We start from the raw sequence: 18,142 nt of genomic DNA on the forward strand, positions 1-18,142 counted from the left end.
AGTTAATGTCCGACCTTTTTGAAGATGACGCCCCAAATGGCACCTCCAACGCTCCTGAGTTTTCGGTCTCCGAATTGTCTGGTGCTGTCAAAAAGATGATCGAAGGCGAATTTGGCTTTGTGCGCGTGCGTGCAGAAGTGGGGCGCGTGTCTTTGCCGCGCTCTGGACATATGTATTTCGATCTCAAAGACGATAAGGCCGTGATCAATGCTGTGTCTTGGAAGGGTCAAGTCGCGAAAATGGAACACCGCCCAGAGGAAGGTATGGAGGTCATCGCCACAGGACGCATGACCACATTTCCGGGTGGATCGCGCTATCAGTTGATCGTTGAAAGCATTGAGCCTGCGGGCGCGGGTGCTTTGATGGCGATGTTGGAAAAGCGCAAAAAACAGCTGGCAGCCGAGGGGCTTTTTGATCCGCAGCGCAAGCAAGCTATCCCTTACCTTCCCGAAGTGATCGGCGTTGTGACATCGCCTTCTGGCGCTGTGATCCGCGATATTTTGCACCGTTTGCGCGATCGTTTTCCGCGCCATGTATTGCTTTGGCCTGTTGCGGTGCAGGGACAAAATTCCGCGCGCGAAGTCGCCAATGCGATCGAGCAATTCAATGCTTTGCCCAAGGGCGGCAAAATTCCGCGCCCTGATTTGTTGATCGTCGCGCGCGGAGGCGGTTCGGTCGAAGACCTGTGGGGCTTTAATGAAGAAATCGTGGTGCGCGCTGCTGCTGCTTCGAGTATTCCACTGATTTCCGCTGTGGGCCACGAGACAGATACCACATTGATCGATTTTGCCTCAGACATGCGCGCCCCTACGCCCACGGCCGCGGCTGAAATTGCGGTGCCTGTGCGACGCGAACTTTGGGTGACGATTCAAGAACAAAAGGGCCGTATGGCGCGGGGGCTGACCCAAGGTTTGGAACGTCGCCGCCAACGTTTAAATGATTTGGCGCGGATCATGCCCACCTCTGACCGCTTGTTAGATGCGCCGCGTCAGCGGTTTGATGTGTTAGAGGCGCGTTTGAAACAAGCGCTGACTTTGAGTGTCACCGCCAAGCGTCATCACCTAAACACAAGCGCCGCAGGGCTGCGTAAATCTGTTTTGACCGCCCAAGTGAATCGCAGTCGGGATCGTTTGACGTCGCTTTCGCGCAGTCTTGATCCCTCAAAGCTTGCGCAGGTGCTGCAGCGCAACCGTCAAGGGTTTGGTCAGCTTTCGATGCGCTTGTCGCGCGCGGCTCAAGGCCAAGAACAACAAAGACGTCAAAGACTTGAGCGCTTAGAAGCCATGCGCCAAGCTATGGGGTATGAAGAAACCCTGCGGCGTGGATATGCGGTGGTGCGCGATGCGCAAGATCAGTTGGTCACATCTGCCGATCAGGCGGATCGTATCGCACAGATCCAATTTGCAGATGGGCGCGTTGATGTTGGGGCAGGGCGCGAAGCTGCGCAACAGCCAGCCCAAAAACCCGTGCAAACAGAAAGACCCAAGCCAAAAGCCAAGCCCGTAAAAGGCGCAAGCGATGATCAAGGATCGTTGTTTTAAGGCGATCAAACAGCGCGAAGATCGTTTAAACGCCAAGCCCTGGCGCCATGCAAGACAAGCTTCCCAGTGAATCCCATGCCTCATAGACGACAGTGGACTCTCCTGCGTCGAATTCAGCGATTAGCTTGTCGTCTTCCAAATAAAAGGTCCAACATTGCGGGGCACTGTTATCTTGATAAGCGAAACAAATTTGGTCTGCTTCTTCGTACCAACGCCCTTCCAAACAGGTTTGTGACCCCGCAGCCCAACGCACACGTTTGTTTGGCAGATACTGCTCTGACCCATAGGGTTTGCCGTTTTCTGCAAAGGTCAGCGTTTTACCCGTGGCGTAGGCGTCAAACTGCGCCCCTGTTAAAGGCTCTGCCGCGAAGGTTTGCTGTGCGACGCAAAGCATAAAGATTGAATAGATGGCGTGTTTCATCATTTTGCGACCTTGCCACGAAATTGTTGGCGGGGCCAGTTTCTTCTTTTCGGTCAGTGAACTTCTGGCGCCGTCATCACCGTAATGCGGTCCACCCGCTTGTCCATCACGCGCCGCCACAAGGGCGGACAAAGCGCCAGTGTCGCCATAGTGGGTAAAGGGCGCGGCAAAAGGGGGTCATCGTCAGCCAGTTCCAGCCCCACATAGGGGGTCATCGGATGGGCGTGATGATCCGAATGGCGCGGCGCATTTAGCAAAAGGTATGAGCTAAACCAATGGGGGGAATTCCACGCGTGTTTGGGGCCAACGGGATCAAATTTACCATCAGCGCGCGGGTGGCGTCGCAAGCCGTAGTGTTGAACATAATCCGACAGCATCAATTGTGCGCTGGTGTATAAACAGATCAAAACATAGGCGAAAACACCGCCAAATCCGCCAATCAGGGCCGCGATACAAAGACATAAAACCGCGCCCAAAACATAGCTCACATAGGGATGTGCCCCGCGCGCTTTGCCGCGCGCCCTTTGTGTGTTTTCGGCAAGAAAGCCAGCTTTTAACGATCCGATCCACGCGCGCGGGAAGAACTGGTAAAAAGACATGCCTTTGGGCGCAGAATTGGGGTCTAGGTCAGTTGCGACATATTTGTGGTGCACCTTAGGGTGGGCTGAGGCATGGTGGCCAAAGAGCACTGAAATATACACCCAAGTACCAAGGCGGCGCAAAGTCGTATCGGTTCTATGGATTAATTCATGGGCGTTAGAATTTGAAACCTGTCCGCAGAATTGACCTGCGGCCAAAAACAACCAGATCTTTTGCCATCCCGTCAAAGTGTCATGCGAAAGGGCATAGATGACCATGGGCAGCACTGCGAAATGTGCCAGTGCTAAGGCAATCGAAAGCGTATTTGCTGCGGGGAATTCGGATTCTGGATCTTCTGGCCTGCGGGCAAATCGCACCAGCATATCCAAGGCGTAGGAAAACACGGTCATGTAAACCAAAGACATAGCGGGCCAGATCCCGCCCCAAAGGCTTGCTGTCATAATCAGAACAATCGGAGCCAAAGTGGTGACGGCAAAAAAGTAAACACTGTGTCGGCTGGTTTGTATGTCTTGTTCCATCGGGTCACTTTCAGGGCTGATGTGCCCTTTTATATACGCTTTGATTTGAAATCACGCCATAAAACACGCGACTTGGTGCGCTGGCCCTTCCATCTAAGGGGATTCGGCATTAAGTCTGCGCAATCTACAATATGGTGGGTCTTTATGTCGCTCTTTGGTAAGTTAAAAAACAGATTGCTTAAAACCTCGTCCAAACTGGACGAGGGGTTGGATGCAATTGTCTCAGAGAAAAGTGAAGACTTGGGGGGGGAACCTTCTGTGGATGCGACAGCTGAACAGGCTACGCCCACAGTTGATATCGCTGAAAAACCGTCCGTTTCACCAGCAACAAACCCAGTTGAGCCGCCCAAAGAGGCCAAACCAGACGCAGAGAAAACGCCCACAATCGCGACCCCGCCTGTTGAAGGTGAGGCAGCCGAAAAGCCAAGTCTGTTGGGGCGTGTTTTAGGGCGCAAAGCCAGCACAGCAGGCCCGCGCCGCGTGCTTGACGACGAGATGCTAGAGCAACTTGAAGAACTGTTGATCAGCACGGATATGGGCGTTGAAACTTCGTTGCGTGTGACTGCCGCTATGGCCGAAGGACGGTTTGGTCAAAAGCTGTCCTCTGTGGAAATCAAACAGCTTATGGCCGCAGAAATCGCGCGTATCATGGAACCTGTTGCCACCCCGATGCCGCTCTACCAAAAGACGCCACAGGTGATTTTGGTCGTCGGTGTCAATGGGTCGGGGAAAACCACAACAATCGGTAAACTTGCATCGCAATTTCGCGCCGCTGGCAAATCGGTTGTGATCGCGGCGGGCGATACATTTCGCGCGGCGGCTGTGGAACAATTGCAGGTTTGGGGGGATCGCGCAGGCGTACCTGTTTTAACCGCGCCCGAAGGATCTGATCCGGCGTCCTTGGCCTTTGATGCTATGACAAAAGCCCAAGAAAGCGGCGCTGATCTGCTGATGATTGACACAGCGGGTCGACTGCAAAACCGCGCTGACCTGATGGAAGAATTGACCAAGATCGTGCGCGTGATCCAAAAGAAAGATCCATCCGCGCCCCACAACACTTTGCTGGTGCTTGATGCCACGACCGGGCAAAATGCGCTGAACCAAGTGGACGCTTTTCAAAAGCTTGCCGATGTGTCTGGCTTGGTGATGACCAAGCTTGATGGCACTGCACGCGGTGGTGTTTTGGTGAGCCTCGCTGATAAATATGGTCTGCCGATCCATGCGATCGGTGTTGGGGAACAGATTGATGATCTGGCGCCCTTTGACCCCAAAGACTTTGCCACAGCCCTGATGGGCCTGGAGGACTAATGCTCGAAATTCGTAAAGCCGTTGGCCCCGACAATTGGGTGACCGAAGGCGATGGTGTCGCCCGCCGTGAAGCCATGCAGGATCTGTTCTTTGATCATGCGCTTTGCCCGTCTCAAACCGAAGAAGAATGGCCCGAAGATCGCCAACTTTATTCGGAAATGGTGGTTTTGGATGGTCCGCGCGTTGTGGGCACAGCTATGCTTGTGCTTGATCCTGAACGCGAAGATATCCAATTGCGCGTCTTTGGCGTGGGGCTTTTGCCTGAATATCGCACAGATTTCATTATCACGGCACTCGAGGAACAGCTGATCAAAGACAGCTACCTTGATGACAGTATCCCCTTTATCGAAGGGGCAGATGGACGCCTGATCACCAATCCTTTGGTCGAAATGGAAGGGCTTCCACTGCGCGCAAAGCGCTTGGCGGCTTGATACGCCCTGTATGACAGCTTGGATCACCTCACTTGAGGGTACCGAACTGGGGCATCAACTGGCGTTGATCCTTGCTGTTACGGCTGCCATTTTACATGCGTTTTTTGGCGCATTGCAAAAAGGGCGTCACGATCCTTGGTTATCACGCGGCGCGATGGATTTTTTCTACGGTATCATCGCAGCCCCTTTCGCTTTGTTCATCGTCCCATGGCCAGAACCGCATATGTGGCTGATATTTGCGGGCATGTTTGTCATTCACACCGCCTATAAAATTGCCCAAGCCTATACGTATACCAAAGGCGCCTACACTGTGGTTTATCCTGTCGTGCGCGGCACGGGGCCCTTGTTTACGGTGATCGGGGCAGGGATTGTTTTCGGTGAACATTTCTTACCTATGCAGTGGTTTGGTGTGTTTGTTCTTGTGTCGGGTATTTTTGGTTTGGCGATCTACAATTTGCGCACCATTACAATCGGTCGCGAGACAATGGTGCCAGCTTTGCTTTTGGCTGTTTTAACAGGCGGCTTTGTCGCGCTATACACGACCTATGATGCCTATGGCATTCGTGCGACCGCCGATCCCTTTACGTTTTTGGCTTGGTTCTTCTTTCTTGACGGCTTTGTGATGCCTGTGGTGGCCGCAGTGCGCTACCGTCGAATGGATATAAAGCCATCCCTGATGCCCTTAATGAAACGCGGATTTTTGGGCGGTATGATTGCCTATTTTTCCTTTGGTTTCATTATGTTGGCGACACGTTTGGACAATGTCGGTGAAGCGGCTGTGCTCCGCGAAACCTCGACCGTCTTTGCCGCCTTGATCGGCTGGTTGGTGCTAAAGGAAAAGGTCGGCCCACGGCGATTGATGCTGATGGCTTTGATCGCCTTGGGGGCTGTGATAGTGGAAATGGGTGGATAGTTTCAGGAGTCTTTGATGTCAGAGAAAAACGTAAAACCTTGGGTGAAAACGGCGCTTGAAATGGGGCCTGTTTTGGCATTTTTCATCGGCTTCGTTTTGTTGAAAGAACGCGAATTTATTGTGTTCGGCGAAACCTATACTGGCTTTGTCGCCATGACAGCTTTGTTCGTGCCGCTTTTGGCCCTGTCCACCCTTATCCTTTGGCGCCTGACGGGAAAACTGTCCGCGATGCAAATCATGACGCTTATTTTGGTCGTTGTTTTTGGCGGATTGACGATTTTCTTGAATGACGAACGGTTCTTTAAAATGAAACCCACGATGATCTATGCGCTTTTCGCGGTGATCTTGGGGTTTGGCCTGTTGCGCGGCAAAAGTTATCTGCGTGTGGTGATGGGAGAGTTTCTGCCGATGGATCACGCAGGCTGGATGACGTTGACCCTGCGCATCACGTTGCTGTTTGTCGCGCTGGCCTGTGCCAACGAATTGATTTGGCGCAATATGACGACAGACACTTGGGTCAAATTTAAAACCTTCGGTCTGCCGATTGTGATGTTCGGATTTTTCATGACCCAATCAGGCTTGCTACAGCGCCATGCGATCGCGGAAAAAGACAGGGATCCCTCTTAATTTCCTGTGACCGTATAGGGGAGATGGGCGATGGCCAAAGCCGCTTTCCCAGTCAGGTTTGCGCCCAAGATCAGCAAATCCTGACCGGGTTCGCCTTCAATCACACGGTTCATCAAGGCGCCGGAGCGCACCATTTTGATCAAAGCAGGGGACGAGGCGTAAGTGTCATGGTTGAGGAAATCACGCGATGACACATCACTGACGTCAATCACGGCGGCACCTGCGCGCCTGATGTCTTCGATGTTTTCAGTGGTGCCAACCCTTGGGTGACCGCCTGTCAAAACTGTAGACAGCTTCAAGGCTCGGTCGCGCCCAGAGGCCATGACTGCGACAAACTGCCGATCAAGATCGACATCTGCCATTTGCGCGCGAAACACATCTGTGTCGATATCGGGTTGCGCCAAAACCACGCCATCTATGCGCGATAGGGTTCTGGTGTCTTGTTCCAATGTCAGGCGTTTTAATGCTTCCATCGCCAAAAAACCGCCCATGGAGTGGGCTAATATGGTGATTTTTCGCGCTTGACTGCGCGCCAATGTGGCGAGCGTATTGGCCAGATCAGCACGAGCAAACAGCACGCTATCACGATCATAGGCATAGCCTGAAATCCGCGCAGAGGAAGGCCAGCCGAACAAAACAACAGGCATGTCCAATTCAAAATCTGTGGCAATTTGTGCGGCACGAAAGACTGAAGCCGCATAAGACACATTATACCCATGCACAAAGACCAAAAGATTCCCATCTGGATCGGTAGACCCGCGCAATTCACTGTTGAGATGTGAAATAAATGGCTGTGGGCCTTCGAATTTGTCAGTGCGCGCCACATAGAATTCGCGCTCGGGATCTAAGCTGCGTTTGGGAAAGGAGAATGACCCGAGTGTGCGATTGCTTGGGATCGAAATATCGTAGCTGAGATAAGACAATTCGCTGGCGCGGCCATCTTGGAACTGCTGCAATGTATCGGGTGACACAGTGCGATTGGTCACGGCCATGACTTTGCGCGTTACGGGTGTGCCAGAAAAGGGCGCAGATAAAAGTTTGGGCTGCGGGGCACAGGCCGAAAGACCTGCTGTTCCCGTTGCTAAAAGCCCCAAGGTCACCGAGCGCCGCGATAAATGTGTCATATGTTTTAAAGCCTATGCTGTCGCCTTAACCCTATAGCGCAAGCTTAAGGTTTTTGGCCAAACATATTCTTTTGAACCTCTTTATCTTTCGCAGCGTCATCTTTGCGTCTGTCTGCTCCCAAAGCGCGACCACGCTGAACAGCGGGGCGCGCACCGACTGTTTCAAGCCATCGTTTCATATGCGGCTTGTCGTCGAGCGTTTGTTGCTGACCTTCCCATAGGCTGGCCCAGCCCCAAATCGACATATCTGCGATAGAGTAAAAATCGCCCGCGACATATTCTGTTTTGGCCAGTTGGCGGTCCAAAACCCCATAAAGTCGCGCCGTTTCAGATCTGTAGCGATCTTGCGCATAGGGCAAAATCTGCGGCGGGTCCATCAAAGGCGCGTATTTCAAGAAATGATGCGCTTGCCCCGCCATGGGCCCAAGCCCCCCCATCTGCCACATCAACCATTGATCAACGGCAATTCTATCCCTTTGAGTCGGTCCACAAAACAGGCCTGTTTTGCGCGCGAGATACTGTAAAATCGCACCACTTTCAAAAATGGAAATAGGCGCGCCATCAGGCCCCGCTGGGTCAATAATGGCAGGCATTCGATTGTTTGGGGCTATGTCTAAAAACGCAGGCTTAAACTGATCCCCCGCACCGATATCTATGTAATGGGTCTTATAGGCCAACCCACATTCTTCGAGTGCGATTGAGATTTTCCAGCCGTTTGGCGTGGGCCAGTAATACAGATCGATGGGTTGCGACATGGTATTCCCCTTTGTTTAGATCCAGAATGTCGTCTTTCAAAGAAATGGCAAGGGCTGATCCAACCGCCGCCCAATACGCCGCCCAATCCATTGGCAAGAACCAAGTGCAGCATGCGGCATAGTAAGCACCCTCGTTTTCCGCCCAGTATATTGACAGGGACCGCAGGCGCCGATACCACATTGCCCAAAGACGCGGTGATTTGTTCACCGGATTGCGGGCCGCGTCGATGTAGGTCTTTGACTACATTTTTCATACCGCTAAAGAGGTCAGGACGAGACGCAATGCGCGCCCCCGCTCTTGATCACACTGGTACCTCAGTGGATCACACGGGGGTTTTTTATTGAGCTATAGGAGCCAGATATGGGCAATTCAAACTGGAAAATGCGCACGAAATTGGTGCATGAGGGTGCGCGCCGTTCGCAATATGGCGAAGTATCGGAAGCCCTGTTTTTGACCCAAGGTTTTGTCTATGACAGTGCTGAGGCCGCAGAACAGCGTTTCATTGAACTCGGGTCCGATGAATTCATCTATGCACGCTACGGCAACCCCACGACGCGCATGTTTGAAGATCGCATGGCCTCGATCTTAGGCTATGAAGATGCCTTTGCCTGTGCATCAGGTATGGCGGCCGTCAATGGCGCTTTGATGTCGTTGCTCAAAGCAGGCGATCATGTGGTGTCTTCGCGGGCCTTGTTTGGATCTTGCTTGTATATCCTAGAAGACATTTTGGTGCGCTTCGGTGTTGAACTCACTTTGGTTGATGGCACCGATTTGGACGCATGGAAAACAGCCATTCGCGACGACACGGCCTTGGTGTTTTTGGAAAGTATTTCCAACCCGACTTTGGAAGTGATCGACCTGAAACAGGTCTGTGATATCGCCCATGCCAAAGGCGCGATTGTTGTAGCAGATGATGCCATGGCGACGCCGATCTTTTCATATGCACAAAGATGCGGTGCTGATCTGACCGTTGTTTCAACCACCAAACATGTGGATGGTCAGGGCCGCGTTTTGGGCGGGATTATCGCAGGTAGCAAAGAGGTTATTCGCGGCCAAGTCGAAGCCTATATGAAGCACACAGGCGGCGCGATGAGCCCGTTTCATGCATGGGTCCAACTCAAATCTTTGGAAACTCTCGATCTGCGCGTACGCCAGCAATCCAGCACAGCTTTGGCCATCGCTGAGGCTTTGAACGGGCATGCCAAATTGAATGCTGTGCGTTTTCCAACGCATGAGGCGCATCCGCAATATGAATTGGCGAAATCCCAATGCGAAAGCGCTGGCACTGTTTTGGCAATTGATGTGAAAGGCGGCAAGGACGCTTGTTTCAAGTTTCTGAATGCCTTGGATATTTTTACGATTTCCAACAATTTCGCCGATGCAAAATCCATCGCAACACACCCAGCCACCACCACTCATGCGCGTTTGCCACAAGAGCAAAAAGACGTTTTGGGGATCACAGAGGGCTTGGTGCGCATTTCGGCAGGCTTAGAAGACCCATCCGATTTGATCGCCGATCTCAAGGCGGCTTTGGAACAGGCTTAAACGACTTTGCGCGCTCAAGAAATTGGGCGCGCCAAAAAATTCTTAATAAAATTTTAGGTCCAATCCTGTTTGTTCCGCGTAACCTTTATAAATATGGGCAGAAGGCCTATATTGAGTTTGCCGGCGAAGGAAATTGCCAATGAACATTCGCGAGACCAATATGAACAAAGATGATGATCACTCAGAGGTGCGCGCAGCCCTAGATTTGTTACGGACTTGGGCGACGCATGCGACACCAACTGAAGTGGCTGAACTTGATCCAGCGATCGCGCGTTTGTTGCCTCAATCGCAAGACTTAGCCAATTATCCTGCTCTGCGCCGTGCCTATCCCGAAGATTTCGCAGTGGATCAAGCTTACCGCGATACGCTGCCTGATCTGCAAAATGGTCCTGAAAGCCTGATAAAAGGCGCGAAACAACACATTCAACATGTTGGGATTTCCAATTTTCGTCTACCCATTCGGTTTCACACCCGTGATAATGGCGATTTGACGCTGGAAACCTCTGTGACGGGCACTGTGTCGCTCGAGGCAGAGAAAAAAGGCATCAACATGTCCCGCATCATGCGGTCTTATTACAAACATGCCGAACGGACCTTTTCGTTTGATGTGATTGAAGCCGCTCTTGACGACTATATTACTGATCTAGAAAGCTTTGATGCGCGCATTCAAATGCGCTTTTCCTTCCCGATGAAAGTGCCCTCATTGCGCTCTGGTTTGGAAGGCTATCAATATTACGATATCGCGTTGGAACTGGTCGAGCAGGGCGGTGTTCGCAGCAAAATCATGCATCTGGATTATGTGTACAGCTCAACCTGTCCTTGCTCGTTGGAACTGTCCGAACATGCGCGCGCCACACGTCAGCAATTGGCCACGCCGCATTCGCAACGCTCGGTGGCGCGCATTTCTATCGAAATCCTGCCTGACCAAAATATTCTGTGGTTCGAAGACCTGATTGATCTGTGTCGCCAAGCGGTCAGTACAGAAACCCAAGTCATGGTAAAGCGTGAAGACGAACAAGCCTTTGCAGAATTAAACGCAGCCAATCCGATTTTTGTCGAAGATGCCGCGCGATTGTTCTGCCAAGCCATGCAAAGCGATGGCAGGATCGGCGATTTCCGTGTGATTGCATCGCATCAAGAAAGCCTGCATTCCCATGATGCTGTTTCAATTTTGACCGAAGGCGATACATTCGCAGCCAATAGTCTGGATCCAAAACTCTTTAGCACCTTGATCCACGTGGGCTAAGTACGGCTTTGGGCGCGGCTGACTGTCGCGCCCGATGCACCCTGTGATTTCGCGGCTTTCCTTTGCCCCCTTAGCGGTATAGGACAGCCCGCGATGAAACGTTTTCTTCACATACTGCTGTTTTTGGGCGTGGCCTGTGGTCTGATTGTGCCTAAATCCACGGTTCTCTTGGCGGAACTGGGCGTGATCAGCGGACAGGTTATTGTGATCTGTACAGGCGAGGGCTTGCAGAAAATCACGCTCGATGCAGATGGCAACCCTGTTGAAGTCGATATGGAAACAGATCCTTGTGCCTTGAGCCATGTGATCGCAGGCGCCGATCTGTCTAATTTTGGTGCGCCTTATCCCAGCTTTGTTGAATTGGCGAATTATCCACGCCCCCACGAAGTCGCGGGGCCTGGTGCTGCCTTTACCAATCCGTTTTCACGCGCTCCGCCCGTGGTTTGATTTGATCTCACTTTAAATTTCAAATTCAAACCTCCCATGTAAACAGCAGCCCTTGGCGGGCGCTCTATCATGGCAATTCGGAGAGACCCAATGGTCACGACTGATCAAGTCACGCCGTCAACAGACAGGCAAACCCCCAACCTGCATTTTGCCAAGTTTTACCGCGCCGCATGGCGTTGGCATTTTTATGCAGGGCTATATGTCATTCCCTTTTTCATCATGCTTGCGACCACTGGGATGCTTATGATGTGGATCGCCTTTATCGATGGGCGCGATGGTGAACGTACACAGGTTACCCCGCAAGAGGCACCTTTGGCAGTCTCTATCCAAGCTCAAGCGGCGCTTGAGGCCATCCCAAGCGGCAATTTGGTCCAGTATGTTGCCCCGCGTGCCGATGATCTGGCGGCAATCTTTCGCATAGACCGTGATGGCGAAGCGATGATGGTGGTTTTGGACCCTTACACCGCCAAGGTGCTGGACAGTTTTCCGCGCAGGTCTGGGCTTTATGATCTGCTTGATAATATTCATGGATCGCTTTTGCTTGGGGTCACGGGCGACCGTATGATCGAAATTGCTGCCTCTTTGGGGATGATCTTAATCGCGACAGGCCTGTTCATGTGGTGGCCGCGCGCGGGGGCGGGACCGTCAAAATCTGCACTGCGCCCAAATCTAGCGGCAGGGGGGCGTAGCCTTTGGAAAAGCCTGCATAGCGTTGTTGGGTTTTGGTCAGCCGCAATGCTGGTGATCTTTCTAATCTCTGGCCTATCTTGGGCGGGTGTGTGGGGCGAAAAAATGGTCCAAGCTTGGTCAAGCTTTCCAGCCCAAAAATGGGGAGCACCACTATCGGATGTGACCCATGCATCTATGAATGAAGGGCCAAAAGAAGTGCCTTGGGTGCTCGAGCAAACCCCCATGCCTGCCTCTGGATCTTTGGCGGGCAAAGACGGGATTGCGGCAGGTGTGCCTGTCACATTGGACAGTATAGATGCCCTTGCGCGCGCAATCGGATTTGAGGCGCGTTACCAGTTGAACCTGCCCAAGGGGGACACAGGCGTTTGGACAATGAGCCGCGATTCCATGAACACGGATAGCGTCAACCCCATGTCGGATCGTACTGTGCATATCGATCAATACAGTGGTAAAATATTGGCTGATGTAAAATTCGCCGACTATGGCTGGATGGGCAAAGCCATGGCGGTTGGGATCGCCTTTCACATGGGCACTGTGGGGTTGCCGATTATTTTGCTGAATTCGGTGTTTTGCCTGTCGATCGTGTTTCTGTGCATTTCAGGCGTTGTCATGTGGCTTAAACGTCGCCCTGCTGGTCAAAAGGGATTGGTGCCTCCGCCCGCGCCCCGCGATATGCCGCTGTGGAAGGGGGCTGTGGTTTTGGCCTTGGTGCTTGGGGCAGCCTTTCCCATGGCTGGGCTTGCGATGATTTTTGCTCTGGCTATCGATTTTTGCGTGATATCGCCTTTGGTACGGCGCAAACGCGCAACAATTTAACTTCAAAACGAGGGCCAAATGATCACGTTTGGCCCTTGCTGCACGTCACGTCTTGACTTGTAACTTGCACAAGGCCAAGCCTGTCAAAATGGATGATTTAAGACCTGTCGGATATGTAATCGGCTTTCTCGTGGCCGCATTGGGTTTGACCATGCTCATCCCGATGGGCGTTGGTTTGTTTGCGGATAACGGCGAATGGGAAGTGTTCTTTGAAGCAGGGGTCATTACCTTTGTTGCAGGCGGGGCAATTGCTTTGGCCTGTTCCAATGGCGTGTCAGACCGCTTGTCTATTCAACAGATTTTTCTTTTAACGACAGTGATTTGGATCGCTTTGCCGCTGTTTGGCGGTTTGCCATTCATGCTGGGCGCGACCGAAGCCTCTTTGACCGATGCATTTTTTGAAGCCATGTCTGGGGTCACAACCACAGGGGCCACGGTCTTTATTGGCCTTGATGATTTGCCGCCGGGTATTTTGCTGTGGCGGTCTATGCTGCAATGGTTTGGCGGCGTCGGGATCATTGTTGTCGCCATGGTGTTTTTGCCCGAACTGCGCGTGGGCGGCATGCAGGTTTTTCGGTCTGAAGCCTTTGACACCGATGGCAAGGTTTTGCCGCGTGCCGCACAGATCGCCAACAGGATTTCCAGCATCTATGTGGTGCTGACCTTGATGTGCTACCTGAGTTACATTCTGGTGGGCATGCCTGCTTTTGATGCGCTGAACCATGCCTTGACGACCATCTCTACAGGCGGTTTTTCCACCCATGACGCGTCTTTTGGTGTGTATCAGGGGCCAGCGGAATATGTCGCTGCCGTCTATATGATTCTTGCCTCATTGCCCTTTGTGCGCTACGTGCAATTGCTACAAGGGACGGCAAAACCACTGTGGCGGGACACGCAAATCCATGCCTATCTGGCGGTGATTTTCACCTTTGTAATCTTGTTTTCCATCTACCGTATGGTCGTGAACGATGATCACCTTGAACATTCGCTGCGTGAAGGTTTGTTCAATGTCACATCGATCATTTCAGGCACGGGTTATGCGTCTGTCGACTATCAGCTCTGGGGCGCTTTCCCTGCGGTGGCCTTCTTTTTCATTGGGTTGATTGGAGGCTGTGCGGGGTCGACCGCCTGTTCGATCAAGATTTTCCGCTATCAATTGCTGATTGCATCTGTAAGAGCGCAAATTCGAAATATCCACTCGCCACACGGTATTTTTGTGCCGCGCTATCAAGGGCGTGCAGTTTCAGAAGATGTCCTGTCATCGGTCATGGCATTTTTCAGCATGTTTATCGTTACTTTAGGGGTCACAGCCGTGCTTTTGGCTGCAACGGGACTTGATTTTGTCACTGCTATATCGGGCGCGGTTGCGACTTTGGCCTGTATTGGGCCAGGCCTTGGGGAAATTATTGGGCCTGCGGGAAATTATGCGACCATAAACGAACCTGCAAAATGGATTCTCGCCATCGCAATGCTCGTGGGGCGGCTTGAAGTCATGTCGGTGTATGCGCTGTTTACCATTCGGTTCTGGCGCGGATAGGGCAGGGGCGCGATTGGCCTCACCGTCAACAAGATGTAAAAAAGCCCCGCATGATACATTCAGCGGGGCTTTTCAGTTGTGTGATGTCTTAGTTCCAGCAACTCACCAAAGTGGTGACGTCGCGCCCGTAGGTGACCAATTCCAAATCTGATAGGTCACGGTCTGAATCGGCTGCTGAGACTGTGATGCCATTGCTCGATAAAAATCCGCTGATCATTTCGATGTCATAGGCGAACCCTGTATCTTCAGGCAGGGCGCGGTCTGTATTTGGTGCAGGAGTCAACATGCCGATCACGCCACCAGAGCTTGCCAAAACAGGCCCTCCAAAATCGCCAGCCTGTGTCGCGACGGACAGGCGCAAGATCCCCTCTTCGCCATTCAGCCCCTTATGTTCGGCCATCATTCCATAGCTCAATGACGCAGCGCCTAAGCGGCCTTCATAGGGGTAACCCGAAACCATGATTTCCGATTGTAACCTTGGCAAACGCAGATCGAAATTGGCCTGCGCCAAGGGGGATAAGTTTCCGTTTGGTGTCAGCAAGGCCATGCCTTCTTGCGTGGCGGTCACGGTTGCGGGATATGTGTCATCCAACAAAATTTGCGTGCATTGATCGACGACAGAACTTGCGGTCAAAACAGATCCAGCGGCGTCCACATAAAACCCAGACCCTGTGATATCGGCACGACGGATATCTAGCCCAGCCAACAAATCAATATCTTGCGCTGCGCCATCGCCGTAAGCATCAGGCAAAACAGCCTCGGTGGCGGACCATTTGCGCATCGCAGCCAAGGCCATGTCGCGGCGCTGAAAATCGCCATTGGGCCAAATTAAAGTAAAGCCTTTGATCGCCCCATTTTGCAGGCGCGCTTCCGTGGTCGAAGTCATATCGGCATCGCGACCCGTTAGGGTAAAGCTGTTTGAATCGCGGCTGCGCGGCCCTTCTAGGGGAACAATTTCAAGGGTTTGCATGATTTCGTACAAACCGCCCAAGGTCGCCTCATCCCCTGATTGCGAAATCAACAGCACTTCGACACCGCTGTCGTCTTTGGCTTTGTATTTGGCAAAAGGCGGTACATATGAATCGAATTCGACCAAGCCAAGCGGCAAGTCGATTGTCAGCCCTGCAACATCATCATCGACTGAGGTTAATCCAAGGCTGGCCACAAAGTCGCGGTAAGTCCCGACCACTTCGTTGCGCTGTTTGGTGGTCAAAATGCCAGTCGCTTCATAGCCTTTGTCGGCCTGCCAAGCGGCCATTGAACCGCGTGTGCCACGCCCGAAAGATCCATCAATGGTGGATTTGTAAAAGCCAGCAAAACGCAATGCGATTTGCAATTCTTCGCGTTCGGCGCGGGTCAGGGTTGCTTCTGATCTGCGCGCTTCAGCAGGCGTTTCTTCGGCTGGCAAAGGTTCGGCAGGTTGCTCTATTGGGGTCGCTTCAACGGCTTGTTGGCTGGGAGCCTCAACATTGGCTTGCGGCGTTTCGACGGGTGCAAGTGTCGCCAAGCCGCCCACAGGCCAGAACTGTTGGCGAAAATTTGCGCCATCTGAAATATAGCTGTCGCGCGGGATCAACCCTTGGGCGCGCAAATTTCGGCGCGCCAAATCTGCATCTTGATCCGTTGCATATGGTCCCAAAACAATCGCATGCCAACGGCCTGCCAATTTGAATCCTGCCACATTGGTCAGCGTATTTGCGTAGACGCGTGCAGATTGGGTTGCTGCGGTTAATGTGGGTTGAGCTTCGATTTGAACCCATGCATCAGCCAATGCCGTACCAGAGTAAAGTGAGGCGGCAAGTCCCAGTTGGAGGGCAACAAAGTAACGTGTCATAAAAAGCCTTGGTCCTGATTGAGTGTTTCACTCTTTTCTTTGTGTTGAACAAGAAAGCACCAAAGCACCAAGGTCAATGTCTGGACCGATGTTTTTAATCGGATTTAGGCCCAAGCTGCGCGATTGTCGCGCCTTTGACACGGCCAAATCACACTATCAAGGCGAATGGTGGGAATGAAGCCCAATATGGTCCGGCTTTCGATTGACGCGCCTGCAGCGCTTGCCTATTTACAAGCCGCATTCACCTTTGAAAATATGCGCGCTCTTGGGGGCGCAACGGACAGCAGACAGACACAGATTGACAAGGGATATCCATGTCGCAGACACTTGAAAAACCCCGCTCCTTTCAGGAGATCATCCTAAGACTTCAGGCCTATTGGGCCGCAAAAGGCTGCGCTATTTTGCAACCTTACGACATGGAAGTTGGCGCGGGCACATTTCACCCTGCGACGACTTTGCGATCTTTGGGCTCAACCCCTTGGGCTGCGGCCTATGTGCAGCCTTCGCGTCGTCCAACCGATGGGCGTTACGGCGAAAACCCCAATCGTTTGCAACATTACTACCAGTACCAAGTTTTGATCAAACCAAGCCCCCCTGAGTTACAAGAGCTGTACCTTGGGTCTTTGCAAGCCATCGGTATCGACGCAAAGTTGCACGATATTCGCTTTGTCGAAGATGATTGGGAATCCCCCACATTGGGCGCTTGGGGTCTTGGCTGGGAAGTATGGTGCGACGGCATGGAAGTGTCGCAATTCACTTATTTCCAACAAGTCGGCGGCCATGACTGCGCGCCTGTTTCTGGCGAATTGACCTACGGTCTAGAACGCTTGGCTATGTATATCTTGGGCGCGGACCACGTGATGGATATGCCGTTTAACGATCCAAGCGCGCCGACACCGCTCACTTATGGTGATGTGTTCAAACAAACCGAAGAAGAATACGCACGCCACAACTTTGATGCCGCAGACACAGAAAAGCTGTTGCGCAATTTTGAAGAAGCCGAAAAAGAATGCCACGCTTTACTTGATCTGCCCGCTGAAGATCCCAAAACTGGCAAACGCATCATCATGGCGCATCCCGCTTATGATCAATGCATCAAGGCCTCACATATCTTCAACCTATTGGATGCGCGCGGCGTGATTTCTGTAACCGAACGCCAAGCCTATATTGGCCGTGTGCGCGCCTTGTCGAAAGCCTGTGCTGATGCATTCGTGCAAACCAAAGCTGGCGGATATAGTGCCGAGGCTGCACAATGAAAGGCTCCATCGTGGCAGGCGGGATAGTTGCATTCACGGCCATCTTCGGCGCGGGGTTATACTATAGCCAGACCTATGCCTATTATGAGCCAATCAACACCAGCGCGGTTGAGGCGCAGGTCTCAGCCACAACCCTTTCTGGCACGCGCGAGGATTTGCTGGCCGAAAACTTCGAAGGTATTGATGCGGATACATCGCCCATCAAATACCGCGCCTGTTTTTCGACCCCACTGTCACAGGCCATGTTGACTGAAACCTTTGTGATCCACGACGCGCCGACCCCTTTGACCGCGCCCTCATGGTTCGACTGTTTCGACGCGCAAACTTTGACGGCCGATCTAGAAGCAGGGGCTGCAATTGCCTTTATGGGCACAGAAAATATCACCTATGGTGTGGACCGCGTTGTCGCCGTCTACCCAGATGGTCGCGCCTATGCGTGGCACCAAATTAATGACTGTGGCGCAACCGTTTATGACGGTGAAGTCGCCCCCGAAGGCTGTCCGCCAGCCCCAACATTTGTTGGCGAATAAGC

Annotated in this window: 17 protein-coding genes; 12 read left to right on the plus strand and 5 right to left on the minus strand. The window is 52.5% G+C overall.

Annotated elements, in window-relative coordinates; translation table 11 throughout:
* Positions 1-5: 5 nt before the first annotated feature.
* Positions 6-1,541 carry an exodeoxyribonuclease VII large subunit gene (xseA, locus tag EDD53_RS00730; RefSeq protein WP_123791295.1) on the plus strand — a complete coding sequence of 512 codons (1,536 nt, stop codon included), beginning with the start codon at positions 6-8 and terminating at the stop codon, positions 1,539-1,541.
* 25 nt (positions 1,542-1,566) lie between these two features.
* On the opposite strand, the gene EDD53_RS00735 is transcribed toward xseA, so the two are convergent.
* Both EDD53_RS00735 and EDD53_RS00740 read right to left on the minus strand, forming a co-directional pair.
* Entirely contained in the window at positions 1,567-1,962 is a 396-nt protein-coding gene (locus tag EDD53_RS00735) for a hypothetical protein (protein ID WP_246002127.1), read from the minus strand.
* 53 nt (positions 1,963-2,015) lie between these two features.
* The gene (locus EDD53_RS00740; protein WP_123791296.1) at positions 2,016-3,080 is read right to left on the minus strand and encodes an alkane 1-monooxygenase; all 1,065 of its coding nucleotides are present in this window, start codon (positions 3,078-3,080) and stop codon (positions 2,016-2,018) included.
* Between the two features lie 144 nt (positions 3,081-3,224).
* Here EDD53_RS00740 and ftsY point away from each other — a divergent pair, with 144 nt between their 5' ends.
* From ftsY to EDD53_RS00760, 4 genes are read left to right on the plus strand one after another with little or no spacing between them, the layout of a single operon-like run.
* Positions 3,225-4,388, plus strand: coding sequence for a signal recognition particle-docking protein FtsY (gene ftsY / locus EDD53_RS00745; protein ID WP_123791297.1), 1,164 nt, complete (start codon positions 3,225-3,227; stop codon positions 4,386-4,388).
* Entirely contained in the window at positions 4,388-4,819 is a 432-nt protein-coding gene (locus EDD53_RS00750; RefSeq protein WP_123791298.1) for a hypothetical protein, read from the plus strand. Before ftsY ends, EDD53_RS00750 begins: the two co-directional genes overlap by 1 nt.
* Positions 4,820-4,829: 10 nt before the next feature.
* The gene (locus EDD53_RS00755; protein WP_123791299.1) at positions 4,830-5,732 is read left to right on the plus strand and encodes a DMT family transporter; all 903 of its coding nucleotides are present in this window, start codon (positions 4,830-4,832) and stop codon (positions 5,730-5,732) included.
* Between the two features lie 15 nt (positions 5,733-5,747).
* Positions 5,748-6,359, plus strand: coding sequence for an inner membrane-spanning protein YciB (locus EDD53_RS00760; RefSeq protein ID WP_123791300.1), 612 nt, complete (start codon positions 5,748-5,750; stop codon positions 6,357-6,359).
* Here EDD53_RS00760 and EDD53_RS00765 read toward each other — a convergent pair.
* On the minus strand, positions 6,356-7,483 hold the full coding sequence (locus EDD53_RS00765; RefSeq protein ID WP_123791301.1) for an alpha/beta hydrolase: 1,128 nt from the start codon (positions 7,481-7,483) through the stop codon (positions 6,356-6,358). The two genes, EDD53_RS00760 and EDD53_RS00765, sit on opposite strands and share 4 nt — an antisense overlap.
* 44 nt (positions 7,484-7,527) lie before the next feature.
* Positions 7,528-8,238, minus strand: coding sequence for a glutathione S-transferase N-terminal domain-containing protein (locus EDD53_RS00770; protein ID WP_123791302.1), 711 nt, complete (start codon positions 8,236-8,238; stop codon positions 7,528-7,530).
* A 361-nt stretch (positions 8,239-8,599) separates the two neighbouring features.
* Between EDD53_RS00770 and EDD53_RS00775 the strand changes: the two genes are divergently transcribed.
* The 5 genes from EDD53_RS00775 (at position 8,600) to EDD53_RS00795 (ending at position 14,520) form a co-directional block, all read left to right on the plus strand.
* The gene (locus tag EDD53_RS00775; protein WP_123791303.1) at positions 8,600-9,784 is read left to right on the plus strand and encodes an aminotransferase class I/II-fold pyridoxal phosphate-dependent enzyme; all 1,185 of its coding nucleotides are present in this window, start codon (positions 8,600-8,602) and stop codon (positions 9,782-9,784) included.
* 139 nt (positions 9,785-9,923) lie between these two features.
* Positions 9,924-11,030: a GTP cyclohydrolase FolE2 gene (gene folE2, locus EDD53_RS00780; protein WP_123791304.1), complete on the plus strand. Its 1,107-nt coding sequence runs from the start codon at positions 9,924-9,926 to the stop codon at positions 11,028-11,030.
* A gap of 93 nt (positions 11,031-11,123) precedes the next feature.
* On the plus strand, positions 11,124-11,477 hold the full coding sequence (locus EDD53_RS00785) for a hypothetical protein (RefSeq protein ID WP_123791305.1): 354 nt from the start codon (positions 11,124-11,126) through the stop codon (positions 11,475-11,477).
* A 90-nt stretch (positions 11,478-11,567) separates the two neighbouring features.
* Positions 11,568-12,983 (plus strand): PepSY-associated TM helix domain-containing protein, encoded by a 1,416-nt coding sequence (locus tag EDD53_RS00790; RefSeq protein ID WP_123791306.1) that lies wholly within the window; start codon positions 11,568-11,570, stop codon positions 12,981-12,983.
* Positions 12,984-13,071: 88 nt separating this feature from the next.
* A complete protein-coding gene (locus EDD53_RS00795) occupies positions 13,072-14,520 on the plus strand; it encodes a TrkH family potassium uptake protein (RefSeq protein ID WP_123791307.1) in 1,449 nt (482 codons plus the stop codon).
* A gap of 88 nt (positions 14,521-14,608) precedes the next feature.
* On the opposite strand, the gene EDD53_RS00800 is transcribed toward EDD53_RS00795, so the two are convergent.
* Positions 14,609-16,354 (minus strand): serine protease, encoded by a 1,746-nt coding sequence (locus tag EDD53_RS00800; protein WP_123791308.1) that lies wholly within the window; start codon positions 16,352-16,354, stop codon positions 14,609-14,611.
* 314 nt (positions 16,355-16,668) lie between these two features.
* Between EDD53_RS00800 and EDD53_RS00805 the strand changes: the two genes are divergently transcribed.
* Together EDD53_RS00805 and EDD53_RS00810 are read left to right on the plus strand one after the other, a co-directional pair.
* Complete coding sequence (locus EDD53_RS00805; RefSeq protein WP_123791309.1) at positions 16,669-17,610, plus strand: glycine--tRNA ligase subunit alpha; 942 nt, start codon at positions 16,669-16,671, stop codon at positions 17,608-17,610.
* On the plus strand, positions 17,607-18,140 hold the full coding sequence (locus EDD53_RS00810) for a DUF6446 family protein (protein WP_123791310.1): 534 nt from the start codon (positions 17,607-17,609) through the stop codon (positions 18,138-18,140). Before EDD53_RS00805 ends, EDD53_RS00810 begins: the two co-directional genes overlap by 4 nt.
* Positions 18,141-18,142 lie beyond the last annotated feature (2 nt).

It is taken from the genome of Pacificibacter maritimus, from assembly GCF_003814915.1.
GTDB classification, from domain to species: domain Bacteria; phylum Pseudomonadota; class Alphaproteobacteria; order Rhodobacterales; family Rhodobacteraceae; genus Celeribacter; species Celeribacter maritimus.

Excerpts from the sequence above, each read along its gene's own strand:
- xseA (WP_123791295.1), top strand. The coding sequence starts at position 6 with ATGTCCGACCTTTTTGAAGATGACGCCCCAAATGGCACCTCCAACGCT.
- EDD53_RS00735 (WP_246002127.1), bottom strand. The coding sequence starts at position 1,962 with ATGAAACACGCCATCTATTCAATCTTTATGCTTTGCGTCGCACAGCAA.
- EDD53_RS00740 (WP_123791296.1), bottom strand. The coding sequence starts at position 3,080 with ATGGAACAAGACATACAAACCAGCCGACACAGTGTTTACTTTTTTGCC.
- ftsY (WP_123791297.1), top strand. The coding sequence starts at position 3,225 with ATGTCGCTCTTTGGTAAGTTAAAAAACAGATTGCTTAAAACCTCGTCC.
- EDD53_RS00750 (WP_123791298.1), top strand. The coding sequence starts at position 4,388 with ATGCTCGAAATTCGTAAAGCCGTTGGCCCCGACAATTGGGTGACCGAA.
- EDD53_RS00755 (WP_123791299.1), top strand. The coding sequence starts at position 4,830 with ATGACAGCTTGGATCACCTCACTTGAGGGTACCGAACTGGGGCATCAA.
- EDD53_RS00760 (WP_123791300.1), top strand. The coding sequence starts at position 5,748 with ATGTCAGAGAAAAACGTAAAACCTTGGGTGAAAACGGCGCTTGAAATG.
- EDD53_RS00765 (WP_123791301.1), bottom strand. The coding sequence starts at position 7,483 with ATGACACATTTATCGCGGCGCTCGGTGACCTTGGGGCTTTTAGCAACG.
- EDD53_RS00770 (WP_123791302.1), bottom strand. The coding sequence starts at position 8,238 with ATGTCGCAACCCATCGATCTGTATTACTGGCCCACGCCAAACGGCTGG.
- EDD53_RS00775 (WP_123791303.1), top strand. The coding sequence starts at position 8,600 with ATGGGCAATTCAAACTGGAAAATGCGCACGAAATTGGTGCATGAGGGT.
- folE2 (WP_123791304.1), top strand. The coding sequence starts at position 9,924 with ATGAACATTCGCGAGACCAATATGAACAAAGATGATGATCACTCAGAG.
- EDD53_RS00785 (WP_123791305.1), top strand. The coding sequence starts at position 11,124 with ATGAAACGTTTTCTTCACATACTGCTGTTTTTGGGCGTGGCCTGTGGT.
- EDD53_RS00790 (WP_123791306.1), top strand. The coding sequence starts at position 11,568 with ATGGTCACGACTGATCAAGTCACGCCGTCAACAGACAGGCAAACCCCC.
- EDD53_RS00795 (WP_123791307.1), top strand. The coding sequence starts at position 13,072 with ATGGATGATTTAAGACCTGTCGGATATGTAATCGGCTTTCTCGTGGCC.
- EDD53_RS00800 (WP_123791308.1), bottom strand. The coding sequence starts at position 16,354 with ATGACACGTTACTTTGTTGCCCTCCAACTGGGACTTGCCGCCTCACTT.
- EDD53_RS00805 (WP_123791309.1), top strand. The coding sequence starts at position 16,669 with ATGTCGCAGACACTTGAAAAACCCCGCTCCTTTCAGGAGATCATCCTA.
- EDD53_RS00810 (WP_123791310.1), top strand. The coding sequence starts at position 17,607 with ATGAAAGGCTCCATCGTGGCAGGCGGGATAGTTGCATTCACGGCCATC.